This window comes from Citrobacter sp. CRE-46 (genome assembly GCF_059615875.1).
The window spans coordinates 4,037,096-4,061,800 of record NZ_CM184341.1 but is presented as its reverse complement, the minus strand read 5'-3'; the positions used below and the strand labels follow the sequence as shown (position 1 = coordinate 4,061,800).

Here is a 24,705-nt window from a genome sequence, read left to right as displayed (position 1 = left end):
TCAGGTGTAACATGAAAAAAATAATATTAGTGGTATCTGCCGCTCTGTTGGCATTTTCGTTTATCAATATGCCAGCCTGGTCGCAGCCTTCTAAAGAAACATTACACAATAAAAGTATTCGCTATATTAATGATTTTTTCCCCCGGGTGGAGGGATCATTTATTGGTGACCCAATGCCTGTCTATAACGATGGTGAATTTGATATTTTTTATCTCAATGATGTGCGCGGCGGTAGCGATTTAGGCGTACATGCTATTCACTTATTATCGAGCACCAATTTATATAACTACCAGAACCATTCTGAAGTGATTCCCTACGTTAACGACGTTGACGATCCTGAACTGCTATTGGGAACCGGCTCGATTATTAAAGTCGGCAATACCTGGCATGCCTGGTATACCGCGCACAATGAAAATGTGTTCCCGGTTGAGTCCATTATGCACGCGACCAGTAAAGATCGCCTTCACTGGGTAAAACACCCGCAGGATACGATTCTGCCAGGTGATAATTATCGCGGTAATGACTTCCGGGATCCTCATGTTGTTTGGGTTGCAGAAAAGAAAGAGTACTGGATGTTAATTACCACGCGTAGCGAGGGGCGCGGTGTCATAGCCCGGTACAGTTCAACCGATTTAAAGAACTGGGAAGACCGTGGTGTATTTTTTGATAATGACACGATTACCAGTAACTCTAACCTGGAATGCCCAACGCTGGTTTTCTTTAACGGACGTTGGTATCTCAGCTTTAGCGACCAATGGCCACTACGCCTGACCCAGTACCGGGTTGCGGATAATCCGGATGGACCATGGCGAAAGATGGACAATTATGTGGTTGATGGCTCGGGGTTTTACGCAGGAAAACTTGTACTTAAAAACGATCGCCTGTTTGTTTTTGGTTGGATCCCAACCAAAGCAGGAAGCAGTGACAATGGCAATATTGACTGGGCAGGAAATCTGGTTGCTCATGAGCTCATCGCAGATAAGCAGGGGCAGCTTAGCAGCATCCTTTCACAGGAACTTCAGAGGGTCATTAATGATAACCCCGGTCCGGTGACCAGCTTAACAAGCAGTAAAATGATAAAAACAGCCACACAGTTTGGTCCATTACAATCTGTTGTGTATCCACCTCTGCCCAAACGAGGTGAGTTAAGTGCAACTGTAGATATCCCTTCTGCCGGAATGGTGATGAGTTTTGGTCTGACTGACGACAGAGTAAGCGATGCAAAGCTTAACGTTGTGTTCAATAAGAGCAAAGGCAAGGTCTACTTTTTCAATGCGCCACTCGCATCTATTCACCATGCGAATGCGGAATCATGGGTAAATGTTCCTCTGGATGAAAAAGTTGAGTTACGTGTGCTGATTCAAAACTCAATTGCTGTTTTTTATATAAATAATAAAGCCGCATTCAGTACCCGAATGTATTCCATGCCGGAGAAACCATGGAGTATCAGTTTGCCACAAAATGATAATTTTCACGCCACATTGAAAATAAAAGAAATAATATAACGAGATATCACTATGAAAAACTATCATGCCCTGTCTGTTATTTTTGTTCTTCTTTTTCCGGCGCTGGCGAATGCGAGCATGAGCATCATGAAGGATGTATCGGGAAAGGTGATTGCTGTGGATCCGTGGTCATATCTGGATGAAGACGTAATGTGGACCTCAACCCGTTCCTCAAATCCTGCTGGCGGTCGTGTTCATGGTCAACTGAAAATGAAATATGCTATCGAGGATAATAACTGGCGTAACAGCCATTTCCATAACGGAAATGATTCACTGACATTTGTACAAGGGGTGATGCGTCATGATGCGTTACCCGGTTGGTATTTGGCATTTTCTGAGGGCCGAACCACCAACTATAACGGGACCTGGGAGAATCAAACATATCTCAGCCAAAATCAGTGGACTCAGTTGATTGTTGGCCATGAATATTTCTACAAGCGTCTACGTTATGGTTGGGATGTGCTGGGCGGAAGTTCATCACTTGATGACCGTTGGCAGGGGCGCGTCAAGTTCTTTACCGATTTGCGTGTTACGGACAACTTCTCGTTCTTTAACTATCTGTATCAGCAGATTGATCATCGCCGTGATGGCGGTTCACAAAATGATCGGGATCGACGTTCATTTCAGATTGAACCTGGCGTTCAATACATTATGAACAATACCACTGGAGTCTGGTTCCGTCAGCAATTCGCTTCTGCAATTTTAGACCGTGCGCAATGGGGGGATATTGATGAAAAAAGTTGGGCAACATCACTTGGCGTCTGGCACAACTGGGGGAAATTATCCACGACATTCAGCGGTGGATATGGACATTACAAAAAAAATAATGCGCGAGTTGAAGATGGCGAGGTATTCCAGAATACCCGTAACCGCTTTCTTAAATTATCAGCGAATTATCCATTAACCTCTCGTTTTACGGTGTCTGGGGAAATAACCGGCTCGTTAATAAACCAGAGTGGCAGTTGGGTCACTAATGGTGATGCCATAACCACCGACTATAAGCTGATGCTGGATTATAACTTTTAACCGTCACGTTTAAATAAATGCGTTAATTACCATTGAGGAAATGTCATGAATATCTGGACGCTTGGCGATGCGGTGGTTGATCTTTTGCCGCTTTCAGACATGCAATATCAAGCTTGTGCAGGAGGAGCGCCATTCAATGTGGCAATTGGTACTGCGCGTTTACACAAGCAAAGTGGTTTTATTGGTCGGGTTGGTGATGACGATTTTGGTCACTTTCTAAAAAAGACGCTGTCTGATGCAGGCGTCTCAACTGCAAGCCTTCAGATGGATAATCAGCACAGAACCAGTACGGTGCTGGTCTCGCTGGGTAACGGTGGCGAACGTGGATTTACATTTTTAACCAATCCCTCCGCGGATCAATTTTTAACATCTGCCGCGCTACCAGATTTTAGCGACGATATTCTGCACTTCTGTTCTCTGGCTCTGGTGGCTGAAGGTTGCCGTGATACATTGGCTTCTGCCATCGCTCAGGTTAAACAACGGGGCGGATTGCTGAGTTTCGATGTGAATTTACGCGAACAAATGTGGCCCGATAAGCATGAAATGCTCAAAGTGGTACGCCACTATTCCTCACAGGCTGACATTCTTAAGCTTTCGGAAGAAGAGTGGTACTGGATGACCGGTACACACGATTTTGCCCATGCGCTTGACGGCCTTAAAGCGCTCCCTGCACAACTGAAAGTTGTGACCTACGGAGCGCAGGGCGCGATGGTACTTTGGCAGGATAATGTGATCCATTTCAACGGCTATACCGTCGACAGTATTGATACTACCGGGGCAGGGGATGCTTTTGTCGCCGGTTTGCTGGCCTGGCTGGCAGACAACCGGATGCCGGAGAGCGTTGAACAGCTTCGCCAGGCTATTGCCTGGGCCAGTGGCTGCGGAGCGCTCGCGACAACCCGCAAGGGGGCGCTGACCGCACTGCCGGATATCGAAACGCTGAATGCTTTGATTACGCAATGTCATCTACCGGACTACGAAATAAAAGACCTTTAAGCATGATAACGGCGAGCTAAATAATTTTAGCTCTCTATGATTTTTGTGAATGTCCCCGCATCCTCATCGGATGGCGGGGATTTTTACTTTATTTTTGCAGGAAGATTAAACTGTAATACGCTTCAACCCCACTATCGCTTTTTCGAGGTAGGCGCGTGGACATCCCATGTTCAGGCGAATAAAACCTTTGCCAGCCGAACCAAAGCTATTTCCCATTGAAGGCGCAATACCGGCAACATCAAGCATAACCCCTTTGAGTTGCTCATCATCCAGTCCAAGCGCTTTGCAATCGATCCACAGCAGATACGTACCCTGGGAAGGAACAACCCGGGCCCACGGGAGATATTCATTAATCTGCTGAATAAACCAGCGTCGATTTTCAGCCAGATAACCAAGTAACTCGTCTAACCAGGGCGCGCCATGCTGCCATGCTGCCGTACTTGCCTCGACGGATAGCGCATTGAACACATCCAGCCCATGGGCATCCAGACGGCGTAAAAAGTGTTCACGCAATGCCGGTGCCGGTATCAGAAAATTAGCAATGCGTAGTGTCGACAAACCAAATGTTTTACTGGCGGAGGTGGCAGAGATAACGCGCGAATGCCAGCGCGCTCCCAGATGCAGAACTGAAGTAAATTTTTCACCTGGCAGTAATAAATCAGCCCATATTTCATCAGACAGCAACGTAACATTATAGGTCTCACATAAGGTGAGTAGCTGTTCCAGCTCCTGCGCAGACCAACAACGGCCGGTTGGGTTATGCGGATTACATAAAATCATCAACGGTGGGCGTTCAGTCCGGAATAACATTTCCAGGTGCACAAAATCCATTTGATAACCCGTACCCGGATCCTCAGATAATGGGTTTTCCAGGAGCTGCCTGCCGTTCAGAGAGATAATTTTGGCGAATGAGCCGTAGTACGGCCCCTGAACGACCACGCCTTCACCGGGTTGACTCAGCATTTGCACCAGTAGAGATAACCCCGGAACGACACCTTCAATGCTGCAGACCCATTCCTGCTTTATTTCCAGTTGATGGCGGGTGGAGAACCATGAGTTTAATGAATCAAAGTAACTTTGTGGGCGTTCGCTGTAACCAAAAATGCCGTGCCCGACGCGGAATGTTAAAGCCTCCTGAACGGCAGGGGGGCAAGCAAAGTCAAAGTCAGAAACCCACATTGGCAACAGTTCATGTGTATCTTCGCCGAAATATCGCGTCATAAAGTCCCATTTCAGCGAACCGGTATTGTGGCGATCGATAACCTTATTAAAATCCATTACATGCTCTCCCTATTCTGTTGCCGTAATTTTTTTAGCTGTACCTGCCGCTGATGGCGCTTTTGCGATACCGATTCCTGTAAAACCATAAATCAAGGCGAAGAAGATTGCGGCATAGCACTGAATCGCCCATGGCAGTAAATCCAGCGTACTCACGCCTAATGTCGTTGCCATATAGACTCCGGCAGAGGTCCACGGTAGCAGCGGTTCAATGACGGTGCCTGCGTCTTCAATGGTGCGGGACAGATTTTTGGTATCCAGTCCCATACGACGGTATGCGTCTTTAAATAATTCAGCTGGAACCAGAAGCGCGAGTTTGCCGTCGCTTGTCGCACCTGTCACCAGAATGGTGGTCCCAATGGTCGCCGCAATTAGCTGACCGACACTGTGAATGACGGTCAACAGGCGGTTAATAAGAATGTTGAGCGCCCCCGTTAACGTTAAAGCCCCGGCAAAAGAGAATGCGCAAAATACCAGAAGGATAGTGCTCATCATTGAGAACATTCCTCCACGGTTAAGCAGGCGTGGTACATCCCCAATAATGCCCTCGCTCCCTTGCGGGAACATCGTAATATTAAAGCCATCGATAAAGGCATCCAGTCCTTGCTTGATGCTAAGTCCCTGCATCACAACGCCCAGAATCAGGGCTAATACGCACGCGCTCAGCATTAAAGGAATGACCGGTTTTTTACGAATCGCCCCCCATAAAACGATTACTGGCGGCAAAATCAGAATGATATTGAAGTGGTACAGCGACTCCAGGGCGTTGACAATATCGGTCACCCGTTGTGGCGTGGCGACCTCGCCCAGCATATTGCTGTGGCCCGCAATTAAATAAACCACGGCTGCAAGCAGAAAGCTGGGAATTGTGGTCCACAATAAGTGCTGAATATGCTCGAAAAGGGTAGTATCTGCGACAATGGCCGCAAAGTTAGTTGAGTCTGACAGCGGCGATATCTTGTCGCCGAAGTAAGCACCTGAAACAACGGCTCCCGCAGCCGCTGCCATCGAGACATCCAGTCCGGCGGCAACCCCCATCAATGCTACGCCCACCGTTCCGGCTGAACCCCAGGAGGTTCCGGTACATACGGATACGACGCTGGTCAAAAAGAAGGCGGCGATGAGAATGTATTCGGGGCTGATGAGTTTAAGTCCCCAGTACACCATATAAGGGATGGTGCCGCTAAACATCCATGTTCCAATCAGGCCGCCAACGCAGATAAGAATCATAATAACCGGCATTGCTTTGGCAAGTTTATCAACCACCGAATTAATGATGTCTTCCCAGCAATACCCTTGCCACCACGCCATCCCTGCGGCGACAGCGGCAGAGCACAGTAACAAAGGTTCAATGCGTAACCCCATAATGCCGTAGCCAATAATTAATAGCAGGAGCATGGCTAAAATAGGGATCGCTGCCAGTCCAAATGAGAGCGTTTTTTTCTGATTTTGAGAGGCATTCATTCATGAATCTCCAGTCTGTAAGGTCGTTCAAGAGTAGAGAACACCCTTAGGCCTGACTGTGATCGTTCATTGGCCCTCATGTAAGCGATTACATGAGAACGTTAAACTTGAAGTCGATCACAATTCAGGGGCTTGACGATTTACGCATTGATGACGGGGGGAAGAACAGAATCGCGGATCACCAGATCCGCAGTGAAGCTATTCACACTGGGACGCTGGGTTGCGCCCTTAAAAAGCTGTATCGCCAGGTGCGAAGCACAGCGCGCCATCCGTTCAACGGGGTAATGCATTGTTGTCAGCGCGGGATAGAGATAGCGCGCCATCACCACATCATCGAACCCAACGATTGAAAGCTGCTGTGGCAGTGTAATTCCTTGTTGATGAAGGATGCGCATAATCCCGGCGGCCATCACATCATTAAATGTCACCGCTGCGGTGAAAGGGATGCCGCAATTTAGCAACTGATGCGCAGCGCGTTCGCCCCCCTCTTCATTGAAGGGGACGCTAATAACCCAGTTTTTATCAGGCGTAATGCCATATTCGGCCAGCGCCAGCTGATAGCCTTCCAGCCGCTCACGACGATCGATAATCGGTAAATCACTTGTCACGCAAGCAATACAACGGTGTCCTTGTTCCAGTAGATGTAGCGTGGCTGTTTTGGCTGCTTGACTATTTTCCAGCCATACGCAGCGATTGGCCATCCCGGCAATATAGCGATTCACGACGACCATGGCCGGGAAATGCGCGGCATATCGCAACAGTTCTTTTTCGGAGAGCCTACTGGCATGGACCACAATAGCTTCACAGCCCTGGTTGATCAGGAAATCGAGCCCGGATTTTTCCATTCCTTCATCGTGGCCACCGCTGCATACCATCAGCCGAAATTGCTGCTGGCGTGATACTTCTTCCACGCCTCGGGCAAGTCTGGCAAAAAAAGGATCGGCAAGATTGCCGGTCAATAACCCGAGCATGTCCCCGCTGCGTTTCGCTAATGCAATTGCGGCGGCATTGCGATGATAATTCAGCTCGCGCATAGCTTTTTCAACACGCTCACGCGTCACCGGTTCAACCCATGCAGTTTGATTAATAACGCGTGAAACGGTTGCGGTGGATACTCTTGCTAACTCTGCAACATCCTTTATCGTTGCCATACCGGCTCTTTACCTTATTGATGCTTGAGAATTTGCTTATCACTGGTTTTTATTTGGAAAATTAACTATTGGCTTTTATTTATCATGAGTTCATCTGACGTCTAGATTTGCATCAATGCCAGTTTAACGGCAAGCCCGGCAAACGCAACAGCAAAGAAACGCAATACCCAACGTTGCACAGCAGCATTAGCAACCACATGCTGGCGTATGCTGGCTGCACTAATTCCATATACGGTAAATACAAAGAAAGTCATAACCATAAAAATCAGGCACATCTCCAGCATCTGAGAAACAGGTGAGATCTCACCTTTAATAACGAACTGCGGTAAGAATGCCAGGAAAAACATGGAGAGTTTAGGGTTGAGTAGATTGATAAGTATCGCCGAGGTTATAACTTGCCTTAAACTCTGTTTTTTAGTTTTACTAGCCATATTCAGATTTTTATTTTCATTAAGCGTTTTCCATGCCATATAAAGCAGATATGCTACGCCCAAATATTTAATTATCTGAAGGGCCATTTCACTGGTATGCAGTATTGCAGCCAGTCCTGTAATAACTGTTAATATGTGCGGAACAATACCCAGCGTGCAACCCAATGCAGCAATTATACTTACGCGAGCACCATCTGAAATGCCCGTGGCGACAGTATAGAGTACGCCAGTCCCTGGAGATGCCACGATAATGAGAGTGGTAAGGAGAAACTCAAGCGTCATAATGAATTTCCCCCGCAGACTTTTACTTCGGACTCGATGTAACGGGGCAACTGAGTCTGCGCAGTGAGGTTGGTACGGGGAATAATGCCATCAGCATGAATTATTCCAGTGTAGAGTCGTTCAACATGATTACGAATGAGGGGAGGGTAGAATAGTGACATTGGCAAATCTCTCTTCCGGAATGTTTCCAGCAGCATGCCGAGTGTCACGATTGGTGTATTGAATAAAATTGCAGCTTACTTTATCGCAGCAGCATAGGCGCCGGGCGTTATGCCATAAGTACGAACAAAAAGTCGCGTCATATGACTTTGATCTGCAAAACCGGCGGTATAGGAGGCATCAGTAAGAGGCATTCCTCCAGCGATAAGCTGCCTCGCCTTTTGCAGTCTCCGCTGGATAAGATAAGCATGTGGAGTAAGCCCTGTGACTGTAGAAAAAGCGCGTAGTAGCTGAAACTGACTCACGCCTCCCAGAGCTGAAAGCTCATGGAGTGATAACGGTAATGAGGGGTCATCATCAATACGCTCCTTTGCCAGGATAATTGATTTTGGTACGCCTTTTTTCTCAATACGCGGGCTTGCGAGTAAGCCTGCCAGTAAAAAGAGCAGGGTTTCTTCCTGTTCAATTTCGCTGTGCCCGCCGCGGGAATCCGTCAGAATTCGAAAGAGTGTCGAGAAATGGGCCGCAGGCTCACGATTACGAAATACTGGGCTGGATAGCTCAACGCAGCCAGAGCGACTTTCCGTCAGAACTTGCATGGCGCCGGACAAAACGGTGGGGTCGAAATAGAGCATGCGCCACGACCTGCTTTCTGTTCCCAAAGGTGAGCCATCATGGACTTCACCAGGATTAACGGTGATCACATTCCCCACTACAGCTTCTACCCTACCGCGCCCGCTCATCGAAACCTGAGCTCCACGAACGATTAAGCCAATGCCGAACTGATCATGAGTATGACGCCCAAACCGGAAGGACGTATCGGCAGATACCGCATGGACACCTGCCATCCCACATCGAAGGGTTGTGAAACGTTCTTTCTTCATCGAATTAAGACCGGGGTGATGAGTTATCAGTACATCCTCTGAGTATATCTACTCAGAGGCTAATCTTTGATTTTTTTAAACTGAATGATTAACGTCTGTGAAAAGTATTATTTCTCTCACATACGATATTCAATCATCCCACTCTTTTTGGCCACCCAGTCATACAGTCTTTGTCCACGCAGGTTGGTTTCATGCGTGTGCCAGTATAATCTTGACGCATGGTTTTTTTGGGCTTGCTTTTGAACATACTCGATCAGCTGTTTACCGATATGTTGACCGCGCACTTCTTCGCTAACAAATAGATCTTCGAGATAGCAATAATTTGATTCTGCCCAGGTTGAACGGTGAAAAACATAATGCACCAGGCCCACAATTTTACCATCATATTTGGCAACTGCACAAAAAACTGGTTCGTCTGGCGTCAGAAAACGCTCCCATGTTAATTTTGTTACTTCATCTGAAATTTTAGTACGATAAAATGTTTGGTAGTTTATCCATAAAGGAAGCCAGCTGGAGTAATCTTCTTGTTCTGCAGCTGCAATAGTAATAGTATTTTTGCTATTCATATATTTCTCCTGATATTGTATAAGAATAATGTCTCAGGAGTATGATCCTAGGGGCTTTATAAATTCTGGTAAAGAGACACTTTTTACCTATTGATAGGATCCACTTTTAGCATAAAGGTTAATACAATGAAGAAAAATAATGCACCTTTATTTCAAGGATTTGTTTTAGGAAAAGGTGTCGTGAAGGAACAGGTTTATCATGCTCTTCGTGAACACATTCTTGCAGGCCGATTACCAACAGAAACAAAGATGCCTTCAACCCGGGCGTTGTCCGAGATGATGGCAATTTCACGAAATTCAGTGATTGCCGGTTATGACAGGCTATTAGATGAAGGGTATATTTTGACCCGGAAAGGGTCTGGAACCTACGTTGCGCACAATATTCCGGATCGGAGTATCAGCAATAGCTATCCAATGATAGCGCCGGGGGAAATCGTCGCGCCTGATGAACAGGTAAATGGCCAAAATAATCCTGTGCGCGATTTATGGTCAAATGAGTATGAAGGGCGCGGCATGAACCGTCTATTTGCGGTTGGTGTTGGCTGTACGGATCTCTTCCCGCACGCCCTATGGGGCAAATTACTGCAACGGGTCTGGAGACAATCCCGGCACCAATTGGGGGCCCACACTCACCCTTGCGGATACTTTCCTTTGAGAAAAGCGGTTTGTCGTTACATCAAAACAACGCGTGGAGTGAACTGTAACGAAGATCAGATAATCATCGTAAATGGTATCCAACAAGCATTGAATATTACCGCACGAGCGCTGCTGTCGACAGGCCATGAAGTTTGGCTGGATGAACCGGGTTACAAAGGCGCACGAGGGGCTTTTATGTCTGTTGGCGCAATTGTGAGGCCGGTACCGGTAGACAGCGAAGGAATGAACGTCCGCTATGGTATTGATCATTTCCCTGACGCTAAGCTGGCCTATGTTGTCCCGTCGGATCAATATCCATTAAGTGGAACATTGAGTTTATCCCGGCGTTTTGAGCTGTTGGAATGGGCGAAGTCAAACCAGGCATGGATATTTGAAGATGATTATAATAGCGAGTTCCGCTATGCCGATCGCTCTTTACAGGCATTGCAGGGATTAGATGATAATCAACGGGTTATTTATGCCGGTACATTTTCGAAAATGATGTATCCAGAGTTCCGTTTAGGCTTTTTAGTTGTTCCGCCAGGTTTACAAGAACAGTTTATGGTGACGAAATATTTTACAGATCTCGGCACCAGCTATCTTGAGCAGGCAATGATGGCGAGTTTTATTGAGGATGGGCATTATGCCAGTCATGTGCGTCGAATTCGCAAGGCGTGTTATGAAAGAAGAACTGCGCTGGTCAATGCTATTCAAGAATACCTTGCTGATAAAATGATTGTTCAGCCTTCTGACTCTGGCGTTCATATTGTGTGCTGGCTACAAAACGGATTGACCGGAAATGATGTCGAGGAAAAAGCCAGAACACTGGGGATGGGAATACTATCACTGAGCCGTTATTACCAGCGAGATATCACCCGACAGGGGATTTTGATTGGTTTTGCAAATCATCCGGCAGAAGCACTTGTTGATGGGATACGTCGTCTGGCTCAGGTTATTTAAATAATAATTTGTTCAGAACGTCTTAATGTTGTTTGCCATGCAAAGTATGGTTATGAAGCGTACTGCAAAGCGAGCGATTTTCGTGACTGGACATATCTGGCGGCATGGCCTTTTGAAACTTTTGACGCCTTCCTGGATTATGTAAAAAACATGCAAGAACAGACAGATACGAGGCATTGATGGTGAGTACCTGACACCGCGACTGGCATACGATATGTGGCTCAATGAGCGTAATTTCGATAACCAGGGACGGTAGATTAAACATCCTGGTGAGCTGATGGAAAGGGTATAAAAGGCTCCCCCGAATAAACCGGGGAGCCAGAAAGCTAAACGTACTCGCAGAACTACTTCTGCCGCGACTCAAGCCAGACCAGCGCCAGCGTGGAGAACGCGCACATCAGCAGAATGCCGACCAGCCAAAACAGATACCACATCTTATAGTCCTCCCTAGTAAAGTTCGTGGTTGTGGCGGCGGATCGTTTCTACCTTGATTCGCCCCAGCATCTTGTAATAACTCCAGGCGGTATAAAGCAGCACTATCGGTAGAAAAATCAGCACAATAACCAACATGATACTGAGCGTCATCTGGCTGGAGGTACTGTCCCACACCGTCAGGCTGGACAGGGGTTGCACGCTTGAAGGCATCACAAACGGAAACAGGGTGATTCCGGCGGTGAAGATCACGCAGGCCTGGGTCAGGGAAGCGCACAAAAATCCCCACACGGCCCGACGTTGCCCGCAGGCATAGATCGTGAGCATTGGGAAAATCATGCCAGCTAGCGGAATAATCAACAACAGTGGTGACTGATAAAAATGCGCCATCCACGCGCCCGGCGAGGTTGTTACCGTTTTTAATAGCGGGTTGGAAGGACCATTAGGATCCTGGCTAAGCAGCACAAAGCCATCAATTCCTGTCCACAGCCAGTAACCGGCTAACAGAAAGCAGAGTACCACCAGCATTGCGCTGCGGCGGGTGGCGGACAGCGCGCGTTGGCGAACGATGCCATCGGTTTTTAACTGGAGCCACACGCCCCCTTGCAGAATAACCAGCATCAGGCTTAACGCGCCGCACAACAGGGCAAAGGGAGAGAGTAACTGCCAGAAGGTGCCCAGGTATTGCACATGCAGTTGCGGCGTGTGGATAAAAGGCACGCCCAAAAACAGGTTGCCGAACGCAATGCCGAAAATAACAGGCGGAACCAGACTGCCGATAACCAACCCGGTGTCCCATATTCTGCGCCAGCGCGCGTTGGCTATTTTACCGCGATAGTCAAAAGCTAACGGGCGAAAGAAAAGGGCGCATAGCACCAGAATCATCGCCACATAAAATCCCGAAAAAGCGGCGGCATAGACGCGTGGCCAGGCGGCGAATAATGCGCCGCCCGCCAGAATGAGCCACACCTGATTACCTTCCCAGTGCGCCCCGACGCTATTGATTAATACCCGGCGTTCGTCATCGTTACGCGCGATCAGCGGCAACAGGCAGCCGACCCCCATATCAAATCCGTCAGTGACCATAAAGGCCACCAGAATGATGCCAATTAGCAGCCACCAAATGAGCCGCAGCGTTGCATAATCCAACATGATTATCTCCTTTATCCCTGTTGTTGCGCCGGTTGTTGGTCCCGCATCGTATCTGGACCCAGACGCGCGTATTTTTGCATCAGGTAGACCTCTGCAATTAAAAACAGGGTGTAAAGCGTAAGGATAAGCCCCATGGAGAAGGCCAACTGGCTCGCGCTCAGCGCGGAGTGGGCGTACCAGGTGGGTAAAATATCCTGAATCGCCCACGGCTGACGGCCAAACTCCGTCATAAACCAGCCTGCTTCAATGGCAATCCACGGTAGCGGCAGACTCCACAGCGTCATGCGCAGTACCCAGCGATGCTGGTCGATACGCCAGCGTAAGGTTTGTATCAGCGCAATCGCCATCACCAGCAGCAGCAGAGAACCGCATCCAATCATGATGCGAAAGCTCCAGAACACAGGGGCCACCTGCGGAATGGCGCCGCGTTGCGCGGCCTGATATTGCGCGGGCGTAACGTGGTTCATATCAGGCGCGTAGTTCGCCAACAGGATGCCGTAACCCAGATCATTTTCTACGGCGTGGAAAGCCTTCAGTACCTGAGGCGTGCGTTTGCCGTTGGCGATTTCCTGCAACAATAACCACGCTTCCCGGCCCCGCTGCAGGCGGGGGAGCGCGTCCGCCATCAGATTTTTGAGTCCCGGAACCGGGGTATCTAACGAGTGGGTCGCCAGGATACCCAGCAGGGCCGGTATCTTCATGGAAAAGGCGTTACGCTCTTGTTCCTGCTGCGGCCAGGCGATGACATGAAAAGGAGCGGGGGCGGGCTCGGTTTGCCATTCTCCTTCCATTGCCGCCAGTTTTACCGGCTGGAGCCGGGCGACCTCATAGGCTGAACTGTCACCCAGTTGCAGGGTGCCGAGGATAGCCAGCGTGCCAAAAACGGAACCCACCGCGAAGGAGCGCAGGGCAAACTCGCGATTGCGACCACGCAGCAGATACCAGGCGCTGATGGACATCACAAACATGGCACCCGTGACATAACCGGACATCACGGTATGGACAAATTTCACCTGACTGACAGGGTTAAAGACCAGTTCGCTAAAACTGCTCATCTCCATGCGCAGGGTATCGATATTAAAGTGAGCACCGGTCGGATATTGCATCCAGCCGTTAGCGTTGAGGATCCACAGCGCCGAGATATTGGATCCAAACGCGACCAGCCAGGTCACCAGTAAGTGCTGGTACTTGTTTAAACGCTGCCAGCCGAAGAAGAACAGCCCGACGAAGGTGGATTCAAGAAAGAAAGCCATCAGGGCTTCCATCGCCAACGGGGCACCGAAAATATCGCCCACATAGTTGGAATAGAGCGACCAGTTAGTGCCGAACTGAAACTCCATGGTCAGGCCGGTAGCCACGCCGAGCGCAAAGTTAATACCGAATAATTTTCCCCAGAAACGGGTCATGTCGCGGTAGATGGTTTTGCCGGTCACCACGAACAGGGTTTCCATGATGGCCAGCAAAAATATCAGCCCCAGCGTCAGGGGAACAAACAGAAAATGGTACAGCGCGGTCAGCGCAAACTGCCAGCGCGATAAGTCAATGACGTCCCACATGCGAACTCCATCAGGCATTAGAGAGTGAATAGATAAAGAAGAAAACGTCAGACCCGCAGCAGAAAAGTGCGCGGGTCTTAAAGAGGGGAGTCAGGCAGGCGGGCCGGATGCCAGCCAGGCGCAGACTTCATCCAGGCGCTCGAGCGAGTCGAGCAGATCTTCCGGCGCAGCCAGTACCAGTTCCGGTAATGGACAGATCTCATAACTCTCGAGCAAAAGCCCTTTCAGGCTATCCAGACAGCGAACATGCCAGACATGGCGCAGCGCCGTGGCGTCGATTTGGCTCTCGCCGTAGCCGATGGTGCGGATCTGAATGTGCCCTTCGCCGCACAGATTGGCGAGGAATCGGCGATCCGCGTCGCTAACAGGCAGTTGGGTGAGGTTAATGCTATGAGGACGCGTGGCCGGATCGCGCAGGTGCGCCAGCAGTTCCTGGGCCAGCGTCAGGCCATTCATTAATCCGTCGATGGGCGGAGGCAGCAGGCTATCGTTCGGCAGCGTATTGAGTGTTGCCGCCTGCCACAGCGCCTGCGGCGCGCTACCGGCTTCCAGATGTTCCTCCCATTGGCCCTTGTCATTCTGACAACGCACTCGCCAGATGCCGCAGAAAATCGACTCCTGAATTTCGCTTTCCCGGCCGTCAGCATGCTGGATGCGCGCTGAAACTTCGCCTTCACCGAGCAGCGTATTCAAAAACGTGAGATCGTCGGCGTTGAGCGTGGATAGATCCCATCTCAACACCTCCTGCCTGATGGGAATTCTCCGGGCGAGCTGGTGGCGTACATCGGCTAACAATGCCATCACCGCTGGGCTGTGCGGGCAGTTTTCCAGTATCGCCATGCTGGGGTCGCAGTTGACAAGGCAGGTGAGGGGCAAGGGATTCATGCTGAAGCTATCATCGCCCGGCTGCGTACCCGGACCCAGCAGATGAAAAAAGGAATCGCTCATCATGCAGACTCCGGCGGTATCTGTTCTTCAACTAAGGGCCGCATCAGGTTAAGCAGGTCAGCCCAGGGGTGGATGCCGCTGAGAATGCCGCGCAGCTCGCCGTGGATAAACACCAGTGTGGCCGGGAAGCGGAACACGCTAAAACGATCGCCGATCGCCTCGCTGTGTTCGAGGTCGGCCATGGCTATTTGCCAGGCAAACTGGGGAAACTCGCGCAGTAACTCGGCAATCATGACCGGGTTGTCGCTGACTTCCGGCGTGCGGCGGGGATCGCTGCTGAGCAGGACCACGCCATTGCCCACGCGGGTTACCCAGCCATCCAGTTCAGACGCGCTCAGTGGTTGCCAGCCACGCGCCAGCATACGTTGCCATAACGCAGAAAATGGGGTGTCATTTAACATATTGTTTATTCCTCCAGCGTCACGCGATACTGGCGAATACGCACGCCTTCATAGTTTTCCATCGACAGGCATTCATAGTTCAGGCAACGCGTTTCCTCGTTTCTCTGTGGCGCGATACCCCACGCGGCCAACTGCGTAAGCGCGGCTTGTTCCGCCGCCGGGAGCTGAGCGCGTGCGATGTCGGTCAGGCTGCCGCCATAGTCGTCCAGTTGTACCGGCTGCAGTCCCACGAGAGCGATGTGCGCGGGGAGATGGCCGCGAATATCTGCCAGCGCCAGCACCTCGGAGAAGCTGTTCTGGTGCAGACTCATTTTTTTGGCGCTGAGGTAACTGGGGACTTTGTCACCGGCGTAGGTTTGCAGAGTGCCCGGCGCGAGTCCGTAGTCGATGGCGTCCAGCAGCAGCAAATGGCTGGCCTGTTCAACATAGCCCAGCAGATTCAGCCCCTGGGTGCCGCCATCGACAATCTCTACCCATTCTGGCCAGTGATAGTGGGCGTACAGGCGCTCCGCGAGGCGAATGCCAAACCCTTCGTCTGCCCACAGCAGGTTGCCCAAGCCCATCACGATGACGTTCGGTTCGCTCATGACGCCTCCTTGTCGCGCTGACGTTTGGCAAATTTGTGACTACGATAGCCGTTGACCATGGTCGAGATGACGGTATCGTCGGACATGATGTCCTCGCGGATAGCCATGTACACATGACCTATGATGAAGGCGGCGATGAACCACATTCCTAGCCGGTGCCAGCTGTGAATATCGAGAGAGTTGCCGCCGGTCCAGTAGAAAAACTCCGTCACATAGCGGAAGGGAGTGAAGATGGCGTACTGGCTATGCTCGCTGTATAAGGCAAAACCGGTCAGGATCATAAAAACGGAGAGCAGGAAATAGCCAAACATCGCTGCCTGCGCAACGGGGTTATGTCCGATATCCTCCCCTGGTTTCTTTTCCAGAAACAGATACCAGCGCACTACCGAAAACGCCCCCTGCCACCAACTGCGACGCCAGACCGGCACAATAAACAACTCGCGTGAATAACGGTTACCGACAAAGGCCCAGTAAATGCGCATCAGCAGTATCGCCGTGAACACCATGGCGGCGGCGAAATGCGCCAGCCGGATGTCGCCCATATAGAACAGATAGGTGGCCTCGCCGCTGACCGATGGCAGCGGTCGGCCAATAAAGTATCCGGTCACCATCAAAACCAACATGCAGCCTACCGTCAGCCAGTGCCACAAGCGAACAGGCGCTTCAAACACATAGTGGCTGACGGCGGTATCACGCGCCTCACCGAAGCGTGGGGATATCTTTCCAGTCATCGTTCCTTTTCCTCAACGCTTAGCGAACCTGGACTGCGATCAGTTCGCTGCCGTCGTCGCCAAGCACGTGGGTTGAACATGCCAGGCAGGGGTCGAAGCTGTGCAAGGTGCGCAGGATCTCCAGGGGTTGATCCGGTATCGCCATTTGGGTACCCATCAGCGCCGCCTCGTAAGCGCCAATTTGCCCCTTTGGATCGCGCGGGCTGGCATTCCAGGTGGTTGGCACCACGCACTGATACAGATCGATTTTCTGGTCGCGAATCGATGCCCAGTGGCCTAATGCCCCGCGCGGCGCCTCGGTAAAACCTATCCCGCGGCACTGCTGCGGCCAGCTTTCTGGCTCCCATTTTTCGGTATTCGCCGTCGCCAGGTTGCCGTTTTTCAGGTTGGTCATCAGCTTGTCGAAGAAATATTGCAACTTGCTCACGGCCCACTGCGCTTCGTGCGCCCGGCACAGAATTCGGCCCAGCGTTGACTGCATGCCCGACAGCGGCAGTTTGAGGGCGGACATCATGCGATCCACGGATTCAATCGTCGCGGCATCGCCTTTGTGATAGGCAATCAGCGTACGCGCTAACGGTCCAACTTCCATGGCGTGTCCCCGCCAGCGCGGGGCTTTAATCCACGAGTAGCGTTCCTGCTCGTTGAGCTGCTGAATATTAATATCGCTGCCTTTCACATCGCCGGGGTTATACCAGGGTTCTGTAATCCCTGCGAACGGGTGACGGCCCAGTTGATCGTCCGGATAACGATACCAGGCATGATCGACAAACTCCTGAATTTGCTGCTGATCGGCGAGGTCCACAGGCAATACGTTGTTAAAATCACCATTAATCACCGCGCCGCCAGGCATCAACAGGCTTTTGTCGCTAAAGTCGTTGGCGATATCCGGGAACGCGCCGTAGCTCAAAACGCATTTATCAGAAAGCCCGGTGCCAATCTGGCTCCAGGATTTATTGAACTGACCGATAGCCAGCGCGTCAGGCACCATCACGTTGTTGATAAAGTCAGCGGTGCGGGTGATGATCGACTGCACCAGGTTCAGGCGTTCCATATCGACCGCGCCTACTGCGCCACTCTGATCGATATTGATAGCGCACGGCATACCCCCGACAATCCAGTTAGGATGGGGGTTTTTACCGCCAAACACCGTATGGATTTTGATAATCTCGCGCTGAAAATCGAGCGCTTCCAGATAGTGGGCAAAGCCCATCAGGTTAGCCTCTGGCGATAGCTTGTACTGCGGATGGCCCCAATAACCGTTGCGGAAAATCCCCAACTGACCGCCTTCGACAAATTTCTTCAGCCGATTTTGGACGTCAAAGAAGTAGCCCGGTGAGGACATCGGCCAGGCAGAAAGACTCTGCGCCAGTTGCGATGTGGCGCGAGGATCTGCTTTCAGAGCATTTAGCACGTCAATCCAGTCCATTCCGGCTAACTGGTAAAAGTGCACCAGATGGTCGTGGCACCACAGCGTGGCCAGCATAATATTGCGAATGATGTTGGCATTGTCGGGCACCTTAATACCAATGGCATCTTCAATGGCGTAGACAGAGGCAAGGGCATGTACGCCGGTGCACACCCCGCAAATTCGTTCGACAAATGCCCATGCGTCGCGCGGGTCGCGACCCTGAAGAATGATCTCCAGTCCGCGGAACATGGTGCCGCAAGAAACCGCGTTGGTGATGATGTTCTGCTCATCAATGTTCACTTCACAACGCATATGACCTTCAATGCGCGTAATGGGATCCACAACCAGACGGCGACCGGCATTGTTTAAGGTATATCCCTGGGTTTGATATGAATGGCTCATGCCTGTTTATCCTCATTATCTGACGACTGCTGTCTGGCGTCGGCTAATTGCTGTTTGTGGCGGTTGTGTTGGTTGACGGCGCTGGCGACGGCGTGGACGCCGACGCCGGCAGCCACGACGCCAAGCGCGGTGAGGCCCACGGTATCGGCGGTGGAATGCGTTCCCATCTGTGGAATATCAACCACGCGGCTGTAGAACGAGCCGCGATCCCAGAAGCCGTTCTCTGAACATCCCAGACAACCGTGACCGGACTGGATGGGGAAGGAAACGCCGCCATTCCAGCGAGTGGTGGAGCAGGCGTTATAGGTGGTTGGCCCTTTACAGCCCATTTTGTACAGGCAATAGCCTTTGCGGGCGGCGTCATCATCCCAGCTTTCGACGAACTCCCCGGCGTCAAAGTGGGCGCGGCGATAGCATTTGTCGTGAATACGCTGTCCGTAGAACATCAGCGGACGCCCCAGACGGTCGAGTTCAGGCAGCCTGTCAAACGTCACCATGTAGGTGATGATGGCGCTCATGACGTCCGGGATCGGCGGGCAGCCGGGCACTTTTATGATCGGCTTATCGGTGATCACTTTATCGATCGGGGTTGCCTGGGTGGGGTTAGGCCGGGCAGCCTGCACGCAGCCCCAGGAGGCACAGGTGCCCCAGGCGATGATCGCGCTGGCTCCGGCGGCGGCGCGTTTGAGTTTTTCCACAAAGGGTTTTCCGCCGCTAATACAGAACATCCCTTGTTCACCCAGCGGAGGATTACCTTCGACGGCCAGAATGTAGCGGCCGTGGTACTGGCGCAGAATGTCTTCAAATACCTCTTCGGCCTGCGTTCCGGCGGCGGCCATCAGCGTGTCGTCGTAATCGAGGGAAATCAGAGAGAGGATGACGTCTTTGGCGAGTGGGTGCGAGGAGCGAATAAACGATTCGGTACAGCAGGTACATTCCAGCCCGTGGATCCAGACGACCGGGATCCGGGGTTTGTTCTCCAACGCCCAGGCTATTCGGGGCGTCATTCCAGCCCCTAATCCCAGCGATGTTGCGGCGAGGCTACAATATTTAAGAAAACTGCGTCGGCTCACTCCCTTCCGGCGCATCGCCTGATAAAAGGTCTCCTCATTATTCGTATTCATAACACGCGTTTCTTCCCCCGTTGAGTTCTGGCGCACGCCGCCAGCGATATCTAAAAAAGCGTATCCGATTAGAGGAGAGAAACAATGCGAAGAGTGTGGTTATGTCCTATAGCGATATATTCGTGACTGTTATCTGTTTTTCACCGACCGGGAATAAAAAAACGCACAGGGGAGACCGCCCTGTGCGTCGGGTTTATCGCGGAAGAACTTAAACCCCAAGGCGATCGCGTAAGCTGTAATAGGCCGCCCCCATGGCGGTAAAGGGAATGCGCAGGCTGCGGCCTCCCGGGAACGGGTAGTGTGGCAGGTTGGCGAATGCGTCAAAGCGCTCGGCATCCCCGCGCAGCAGTTCGGAAATCAGGCGTCCAGCCAGATGGGTACAGGTCACACCGTGACCGCTGTAGCCCTGCATATAGTAAATATTGGTATCAAGACGGCCGAACTGCGGCATACGTGATAACGTCAACAGGAAATTACCGGTCCAGCGGTAATCAATTTTTACCCCCCGCAATTGCGGGAAGGTCTTCAGCAGATTCGGCATCACCAGGCGTTCAATATCGTTCGGATCGCGTGCGCCGTAGACCACGCCGCCGCCGTACAGCAGGCGGTTATCGCCGGTCAGACGGTAGTAATCCAGCAGGTAGTTGCAATCTTCCACACAGTAGTTTTTTGGGATCAGCGAACGTGCCATTTCAGCGGACAGCGGTTCGGTGGTTAACACCTGGGTGCCGCACGGCATGCTGCTTTTGGCCAGCGCAGGTTCCAGTTTATCGCCGAGGTAGGCGTTGCCCGCGACGATCACAAAGCGGGCTGTCACCTGGCCTTTTTCCGTGCTGACCACCGCCGGGCTGGTGTGTTGAATACGGGTGACCGGCGACTGTTCGAAGATGCGTCCGCCGTTCAGACGAATGGCGTTAGCTTCGCCAATCGCCAGATTGAGCGGATGAATATGGCCACCGCTGTGGTCGAGCAGCGCGCCGACATAGCGATCGCTACTGACTTCGCGGCGAATTTCGCTGCTGTCTAACAGTTCAAGCTGTGTGTTGCCGTAGCGTTCCCAGTTCGACTTCTGCTCTTCCAGCGTTTCCATCTGCTTATGGTTTAGCGCCACAAACAGCCCGCCAGGACGATAATCGCAGTCAATCTGATAACGTTTAATGCGTTCGCGAATGATATCGCCGCCTTCAAACATCATGCTGCCGAGCATTTTGGCGGCGTCCGGGCCGTAGCTGCGTTCGATAACATCAATATCGCGACTGTAAGAGTTAACCAACTGGCCGCCGTTGCGTCCGCTGGCGCCAAAACCAATTCGTGCGGATTCCAGTAGCACCACGTCGTAACCCATTTCCGCTAAATGCAGGGCGGAGGAGAGTCCGGTATAGCCGCCGCCCACGACACAGACATCACAGCTAACTGATTCGCTAAGGGTGGGAAACGGTTCGTACTGATTGGCGCTTGCGGCGTAATAACTGCTGGTATGTTCAGTCATGATTAAGGCTCCAGGGAGATCCAAATGGTTTTCAGTTCGCTAAATTTTTCCAGGGCATGCAGGGACTTATCGCGCCCGTTTCCGCTTTGCTTATAACCGCCGAACGGTACGGTCATATCACCGTCGTTGTAGTTATTCACGAAGACTGAACCGGCCTTCAGGCGACGACTCATGCGATGGGCGCGCGACAAATCGCGGGTCCAGACCGCGGCGCCCAGGCCGTAGTCGCTGTCGTTGGCCAGCGCCAGGGCTTCGGCTTCGCTGCTAAAACGGGTGATGACCAGTACCGGGCCGAAGATCTCATCGCGGCTGACGTGGGCTTGCGGCGCGGTATTGACAAAAATCGTCGGGCCGATAGCCGCCGGATGAACATGGCTGCGGCCATCCAGCGCCAGCGTGCCTTGCGTTTCACCGTCGCGAATAAAGGTGTCCACGGTGTCGGCATGCGCATTGTCGATAAGCGTGCCCATCGTGGTTTCAGGATCGAGCGGGTTGCCCGGCTGCCAGTTTTTCGCCTGCTCTTTCAACAGCGCGATAAATTCGTCGGCAATACTCTCTTCCAGCAGCAGACGCGTACCGGCGATACAGACCTGACCCTGGTTGTAGAAAATGCCTGCCGCGGCAGTGGCGGCGGCTTTCGCTAGATCCGGGCAGTCGGCAAACACGATGTTGGCGCTTTTACCGCCAGCTTCCAGCCACACGCGTTTCATGTTGCTGTCGCCAGCATCTTTTAGCAGTTGCTTGCCGGTGCGGGTTGAGCCAGTAAAAGTGATCACATCGACATCCGGATGTTGTGACAACGCCTGGCCCGCTTCATGACCATACCCGCTAACCACGCTGAGAACGCCATCGGGCAAACCCGCTTTTTTAGCCAGTGCCGCAAGACGTATGGCGGTCAGCGGGGACTTCTCCGAGGGTTTGAGGATCACGCTGTTACCGGCGGCCAGCGCGGGGCCAAGTTTCCAACAGGCCAGTAGCAGGGGAAAGTTCCACGGAACGATAGCCGCGATTACGCCCACCGGTTCGCGCACAATCAGCGCCAGATCGTTTACCGAGGTGGTGGCAACTTCGCCATAGACTTTATCAATAGCTTCGGCGTACCAACGAATGGCGCGCGCCGCGCCTGGAATATCATCACGCAGGCTATGGCGAATCGGTTTACCGGTGTCGAGCGTTTCCAGTAGCGCCAGCTCCTCGTGATGCTGCTCCATTAAATCTGCAAGCTTGTGGAGAACCGCCTTGCGCTCTGCGGGTGTTGCCTGCGACCAGTCACCGCGTTCAAAGACGGCGCGGGCTGCGGTGACCGCACGATCCACATCCGCTTTTTTGCCGCGGGCGACTTTGGCGAGTGGGCGCTGGCCGGCCGGATCCTGAGTAATAAAGGTTTCGTTATCGGCGGCGGCGCAATATTCGCCGTTAATAAATAAACGGGTTTCCGGCGAATAATGACTGGCTTTCTCACGCCAATATTTAAGGTTCTGAAAGTTCATAGCTACTCCTTTTATATCAATAAGATAAAGTTCGTTGCTGATCTTTTTCAGGCAAAATCAGGCTGCACGATGCCCCAGGGATTTACCCTGTTAATGCGCGTTATTTAAGAAGGCCTGAGAAACTCAGGCCGCTACTTATTAGAATGTGGTGGGAGTGTGGGCACTGATAATGCGGCAGATCCCTGCCGAGGTGTTGCTGAAGCTGTGTGGAATGCCGGTGTTAATGGCATAACTTTGCCCTGCAACAAGATGATACGTTTGACCGTTGATGGTCAAAACGACTTCACCTTCCAGTATTGTCCCAATCTCTTCACCCTGGTGTTTAATTCTCTCCCCGGTTGTCGTGCCTGGCTGATAGGTTTCAAACATCATTGCCAGCGTACGATTCGGATTTCCGTTGTGAACTAACTTCATGGATACTCCCTGACTCCCGATCTCAATCAAATCATCCTGATTGATAACCACCTGCGGTTCGTCAGGCTTTTCCGGTTCCGCGAAGAACTCGGAGAGCGACAGCCCATATACTTTCAATAGCTTTTGCAGCGTACTGATGGCAGGACTGACTTTGTCCTGCTCTATGGTACTGATGGCACTATGCGTCAACCCAGACAGTTCGGCGGCACGACGTTGCGAAAGACCCAATTGCTGGCGGATCTCTGACAAACGTTTACCCGGCGCCAGGCCGTCATCGCTCATAATTGCATTTCCTTAACAGTAGTGGTCAGAGTCGCTGTTTTTCAGCGAGGTGGTTCTGACAAGCGGTGATAAAACCTTCAAGTAACAAACGCGACAGGGCGTATTCGCTACTGTTCCATTCCGGGTGCCACTGCACGCCGAGCGCGAAAGGATGGTCGTGAACGCTGGCCGCTTCCACTAATCCATCCTGCGATCGTGCTTCCACACGCAGCTGCGGGCCAAGCGTTTTTGCGCCCTGACCATGTAAGGAGTTAACCCAAAACGTGCTGCAACCTGGTATTAATTGCGACAGCAATCCTCCCTGTTGAACCTGGACTTCATGAGATGGGGCGTATTGCTGCTCCACCGGGAGTTCCGCATCTTCACGATGTTCCAGGAACTGTGAGTGATCGCACAGGCGACGATACAGAGTCCCGCCAGTGGCGACAACTAATTCCTGTAAGCCCCGGCAGATGGCGAAAATGGGAATGCGCCTTTCGAGCCCGGCGGTAATTAGCGCCATGCTCAGAAGATCACGCCCCGGATCGGCGTCAGACTCATCGCCATTTTCACCATAGAGGTGCGGTTGCACATTGCTTGGGCTTCCAGGCAGGAAGATACCATCCAGTTTTGGTAACAGCGCGTTCAGTAATTCTGGCTCCGCGAGCGCATGAGGTAACGCTATCGGTAATCCACCGGCATTCAAAACCGCATTCAGGTACTTTTCTTGCAGAGTCTGGGTCTCGTGACCCTTAAGCCTGTTCCTACACATCACTACACCAATAACTGGCTTGTCAAATATATTGCCCATGATCGACCTCACGTTTTGGAATAAATTATTGCCAAACGGTTCCTTGTTGTGCAATTCCGTTCATTATTTTCTCAATCTAGCAGCGCAATAACCTTCTAGCAAACTTAATTTAACATTTGACAAACAAATTGTTTGCATCCAGAGTCGAAGGGTGGACA

23 protein-coding genes are annotated in these 24,705 nt (G+C 51.6%); 4 read left to right on the top strand and 19 right to left on the bottom strand.

Annotation, left to right across the window (positions count from 1 at the left end; translation table 11 throughout):
* The first annotated feature begins 11 nt into the window (after positions 1 to 11).
* The 3 genes from AC534G_RS19850 to AC534G_RS19840 are packed head-to-tail and all read left to right on the top strand — an operon-like array spanning position 12 to position 3,527.
* Positions 12 to 1,505 (top strand): glycoside hydrolase family 32 protein, encoded by a 1,494-nt coding sequence (locus tag AC534G_RS19850; RefSeq protein WP_110498684.1) that lies wholly within the window; start codon positions 12 to 14, stop codon positions 1,503 to 1,505.
* 12 nt (positions 1,506 to 1,517) lie between these two features.
* Positions 1,518 to 2,531, top strand: a complete 1,014-nt coding sequence (locus AC534G_RS19845; protein WP_110498683.1) for an OmpG porin family protein — start codon at positions 1,518 to 1,520, stop codon at positions 2,529 to 2,531.
* Positions 2,532 to 2,576: 45 nt separating this feature from the next.
* Positions 2,577 to 3,527, top strand: coding sequence for a PfkB family carbohydrate kinase (locus tag AC534G_RS19840; RefSeq protein WP_110498682.1), 951 nt, complete (start codon positions 2,577 to 2,579; stop codon positions 3,525 to 3,527).
* A gap of 105 nt (positions 3,528 to 3,632) precedes the next feature.
* Here the strand turns inward: AC534G_RS19840 and AC534G_RS19835 are convergent, their stop codons facing one another.
* The 6 genes from AC534G_RS19835 to AC534G_RS19810 form a co-directional block, all read right to left on the bottom strand.
* Positions 3,633 to 4,805, bottom strand: coding sequence for a MalY/PatB family protein (locus tag AC534G_RS19835; protein WP_110498681.1), 1,173 nt, complete (start codon positions 4,803 to 4,805; stop codon positions 3,633 to 3,635).
* A gap of 12 nt (positions 4,806 to 4,817) precedes the next feature.
* The gene (gene nhaC, locus AC534G_RS19830) at positions 4,818 to 6,269 is read right to left on the bottom strand and encodes a Na+/H+ antiporter NhaC (RefSeq protein WP_110498680.1); all 1,452 of its coding nucleotides are present in this window, start codon (positions 6,267 to 6,269) and stop codon (positions 4,818 to 4,820) included.
* Between the two features lie 140 nt (positions 6,270 to 6,409).
* Entirely contained in the window at positions 6,410 to 7,420 is a 1,011-nt protein-coding gene (locus tag AC534G_RS19825; protein WP_038637887.1) for a LacI family DNA-binding transcriptional regulator, read from the bottom strand.
* A 101-nt stretch (positions 7,421 to 7,521) separates the two neighbouring features.
* Positions 7,522 to 8,133 (bottom strand): LysE family translocator, encoded by a 612-nt coding sequence (locus AC534G_RS19820; RefSeq protein ID WP_110498679.1) that lies wholly within the window; start codon positions 8,131 to 8,133, stop codon positions 7,522 to 7,524.
* A gap of 236 nt (positions 8,134 to 8,369) precedes the next feature.
* Entirely contained in the window at positions 8,370 to 9,176 is an 807-nt protein-coding gene (locus tag AC534G_RS19815) for an AraC family transcriptional regulator (RefSeq protein WP_085047700.1), read from the bottom strand.
* Between the two features lie 116 nt (positions 9,177 to 9,292).
* Positions 9,293 to 9,742 (bottom strand): GNAT family N-acetyltransferase, encoded by a 450-nt coding sequence (locus tag AC534G_RS19810; RefSeq protein WP_110498678.1) that lies wholly within the window; start codon positions 9,740 to 9,742, stop codon positions 9,293 to 9,295.
* A gap of 126 nt (positions 9,743 to 9,868) precedes the next feature.
* On the opposite strand from AC534G_RS19810, the gene pdxR reads away from it, so the two are divergent.
* Positions 9,869 to 11,338, top strand: a complete 1,470-nt coding sequence (gene pdxR / locus AC534G_RS19805; RefSeq protein WP_110498677.1) for a MocR-like pyridoxine biosynthesis transcription factor PdxR — start codon at positions 9,869 to 9,871, stop codon at positions 11,336 to 11,338.
* Between the two features lie 344 nt (positions 11,339 to 11,682).
* On the opposite strand, the gene cbdX is transcribed toward pdxR, so the two are convergent.
* The 13 genes from cbdX to puuD form a co-directional block, all read right to left on the bottom strand.
* The gene (gene cbdX, locus AC534G_RS19800; RefSeq protein WP_069323885.1) at positions 11,683 to 11,772 is read right to left on the bottom strand and encodes a cytochrome bd-II oxidase subunit CbdX; all 90 of its coding nucleotides are present in this window, start codon (positions 11,770 to 11,772) and stop codon (positions 11,683 to 11,685) included.
* Between the two features lie 13 nt (positions 11,773 to 11,785).
* Positions 11,786 to 12,922, bottom strand: coding sequence for a cytochrome d ubiquinol oxidase subunit II (appB, locus tag AC534G_RS19795; protein ID WP_110498676.1), 1,137 nt, complete (start codon positions 12,920 to 12,922; stop codon positions 11,786 to 11,788).
* A gap of 11 nt (positions 12,923 to 12,933) precedes the next feature.
* A complete protein-coding gene (appC, locus tag AC534G_RS19790; protein ID WP_199981045.1) occupies positions 12,934 to 14,478 on the bottom strand; it encodes a cytochrome bd-II oxidase subunit 1 in 1,545 nt (514 codons plus the stop codon).
* Between the two features lie 90 nt (positions 14,479 to 14,568).
* Positions 14,569 to 15,426 carry a hydrogenase expression/formation protein gene (locus tag AC534G_RS19785; protein WP_110498850.1) on the bottom strand — a complete coding sequence of 286 codons (858 nt, stop codon included), beginning with the start codon at positions 15,424 to 15,426 and terminating at the stop codon, positions 14,569 to 14,571.
* Complete coding sequence (gene hyaE / locus AC534G_RS19780) at positions 15,426 to 15,827, bottom strand: hydrogenase-1 operon protein HyaE (protein WP_085047690.1); 402 nt, start codon at positions 15,825 to 15,827, stop codon at positions 15,426 to 15,428. The genes AC534G_RS19785 and hyaE overlap by 1 nt, the downstream gene beginning before the upstream one ends.
* Positions 15,828 to 15,832: 5 nt before the next feature.
* Positions 15,833 to 16,414, bottom strand: a complete 582-nt coding sequence (gene hyaD, locus AC534G_RS19775; RefSeq protein ID WP_085047689.1) for a hydrogenase 1 maturation protease — start codon at positions 16,412 to 16,414, stop codon at positions 15,833 to 15,835.
* The gene (gene hyaC, locus AC534G_RS19770; RefSeq protein ID WP_110498674.1) at positions 16,411 to 17,145 is read right to left on the bottom strand and encodes a Ni/Fe-hydrogenase b-type cytochrome subunit; all 735 of its coding nucleotides are present in this window, start codon (positions 17,143 to 17,145) and stop codon (positions 16,411 to 16,413) included. Before hyaC ends, hyaD begins: the two co-directional genes overlap by 4 nt.
* Before the next feature lie 19 nt (positions 17,146 to 17,164).
* Complete coding sequence (gene hyaB, locus AC534G_RS19765) at positions 17,165 to 18,958, bottom strand: Ni/Fe-hydrogenase large subunit (protein WP_110498673.1); 1,794 nt, start codon at positions 18,956 to 18,958, stop codon at positions 17,165 to 17,167.
* Entirely contained in the window at positions 18,955 to 20,082 is a 1,128-nt protein-coding gene (hyaA, locus tag AC534G_RS19760; RefSeq protein WP_110498672.1) for a hydrogenase 1 small subunit, read from the bottom strand. Before hyaA ends, hyaB begins: the two co-directional genes overlap by 4 nt.
* A gap of 208 nt (positions 20,083 to 20,290) precedes the next feature.
* On the bottom strand, positions 20,291 to 21,571 hold the full coding sequence (locus tag AC534G_RS19755; protein ID WP_038637921.1) for an NAD(P)/FAD-dependent oxidoreductase: 1,281 nt from the start codon (positions 21,569 to 21,571) through the stop codon (positions 20,291 to 20,293).
* A 2-nt stretch (positions 21,572 to 21,573) separates the two neighbouring features.
* Complete coding sequence (gene puuC, locus AC534G_RS19750) at positions 21,574 to 23,061, bottom strand: aldehyde dehydrogenase PuuC (protein ID WP_110498671.1); 1,488 nt, start codon at positions 23,059 to 23,061, stop codon at positions 21,574 to 21,576.
* Positions 23,062 to 23,199: 138 nt separating this feature from the next.
* Complete coding sequence (gene puuR, locus AC534G_RS19745) at positions 23,200 to 23,757, bottom strand: HTH-type transcriptional regulator PuuR (protein WP_038637926.1); 558 nt, start codon at positions 23,755 to 23,757, stop codon at positions 23,200 to 23,202.
* A 25-nt stretch (positions 23,758 to 23,782) separates the two neighbouring features.
* Positions 23,783 to 24,547, bottom strand: coding sequence for a gamma-glutamyl-gamma-aminobutyrate hydrolase (puuD, locus tag AC534G_RS19740; protein WP_003838709.1), 765 nt, complete (start codon positions 24,545 to 24,547; stop codon positions 23,783 to 23,785).
* Between the last annotated feature and the right edge of the window lie 158 nt (positions 24,548 to 24,705).

Excerpts from the sequence above, each read along its gene's own strand:
- puuC (WP_110498671.1), bottom strand. The coding sequence starts at position 23,061 with ATGAACTTTCAGAACCTTAAATATTGGCGTGAGAAAGCCAGTCATTAT.
- nhaC (WP_110498680.1), bottom strand. The coding sequence starts at position 6,269 with ATGAATGCCTCTCAAAATCAGAAAAAAACGCTCTCATTTGGACTGGCA.
- hyaC (WP_110498674.1), bottom strand. The coding sequence starts at position 17,145 with ATGACTGGAAAGATATCCCCACGCTTCGGTGAGGCGCGTGATACCGCC.
- cbdX (WP_069323885.1), bottom strand. The coding sequence starts at position 11,772 with ATGTGGTATCTGTTTTGGCTGGTCGGCATTCTGCTGATGTGCGCGTTC.
- AC534G_RS19845 (WP_110498683.1), top strand. The coding sequence starts at position 1,518 with ATGAAAAACTATCATGCCCTGTCTGTTATTTTTGTTCTTCTTTTTCCG.
- appB (WP_110498676.1), bottom strand. The coding sequence starts at position 12,922 with ATGTTGGATTATGCAACGCTGCGGCTCATTTGGTGGCTGCTAATTGGC.
- AC534G_RS19815 (WP_085047700.1), bottom strand. The coding sequence starts at position 9,176 with ATGAAGAAAGAACGTTTCACAACCCTTCGATGTGGGATGGCAGGTGTC.
- hyaA (WP_110498672.1), bottom strand. The coding sequence starts at position 20,082 with ATGAATACGAATAATGAGGAGACCTTTTATCAGGCGATGCGCCGGAAG.
- puuR (WP_038637926.1), bottom strand. The coding sequence starts at position 23,757 with ATGAGCGATGACGGCCTGGCGCCGGGTAAACGTTTGTCAGAGATCCGC.
- AC534G_RS19820 (WP_110498679.1), bottom strand. The coding sequence starts at position 8,133 with ATGACGCTTGAGTTTCTCCTTACCACTCTCATTATCGTGGCATCTCCA.
- AC534G_RS19810 (WP_110498678.1), bottom strand. The coding sequence starts at position 9,742 with ATGAATAGCAAAAATACTATTACTATTGCAGCTGCAGAACAAGAAGAT.
- AC534G_RS19825 (WP_038637887.1), bottom strand. The coding sequence starts at position 7,420 with ATGGCAACGATAAAGGATGTTGCAGAGTTAGCAAGAGTATCCACCGCA.
- puuD (WP_003838709.1), bottom strand. The coding sequence starts at position 24,547 with ATGGGCAATATATTTGACAAGCCAGTTATTGGTGTAGTGATGTGTAGG.
- appC (WP_199981045.1), bottom strand. The coding sequence starts at position 14,478 with ATGTGGGACGTCATTGACTTATCGCGCTGGCAGTTTGCGCTGACCGCG.
- AC534G_RS19755 (WP_038637921.1), bottom strand. The coding sequence starts at position 21,571 with ATGACTGAACATACCAGCAGTTATTACGCCGCAAGCGCCAATCAGTAC.
- hyaE (WP_085047690.1), bottom strand. The coding sequence starts at position 15,827 with ATGTTAAATGACACCCCATTTTCTGCGTTATGGCAACGTATGCTGGCG.
- hyaB (WP_110498673.1), bottom strand. The coding sequence starts at position 18,958 with ATGAGCCATTCATATCAAACCCAGGGATATACCTTAAACAATGCCGGT.
- AC534G_RS19840 (WP_110498682.1), top strand. The coding sequence starts at position 2,577 with ATGAATATCTGGACGCTTGGCGATGCGGTGGTTGATCTTTTGCCGCTT.
- hyaD (WP_085047689.1), bottom strand. The coding sequence starts at position 16,414 with ATGAGCGAACCGAACGTCATCGTGATGGGCTTGGGCAACCTGCTGTGG.
- pdxR (WP_110498677.1), top strand. The coding sequence starts at position 9,869 with ATGAAGAAAAATAATGCACCTTTATTTCAAGGATTTGTTTTAGGAAAA.
- AC534G_RS19785 (WP_110498850.1), bottom strand. The coding sequence starts at position 15,426 with ATGAGCGATTCCTTTTTTCATCTGCTGGGTCCGGGTACGCAGCCGGGC.
- AC534G_RS19835 (WP_110498681.1), bottom strand. The coding sequence starts at position 4,805 with ATGGATTTTAATAAGGTTATCGATCGCCACAATACCGGTTCGCTGAAA.
- AC534G_RS19850 (WP_110498684.1), top strand. The coding sequence starts at position 12 with ATGAAAAAAATAATATTAGTGGTATCTGCCGCTCTGTTGGCATTTTCG.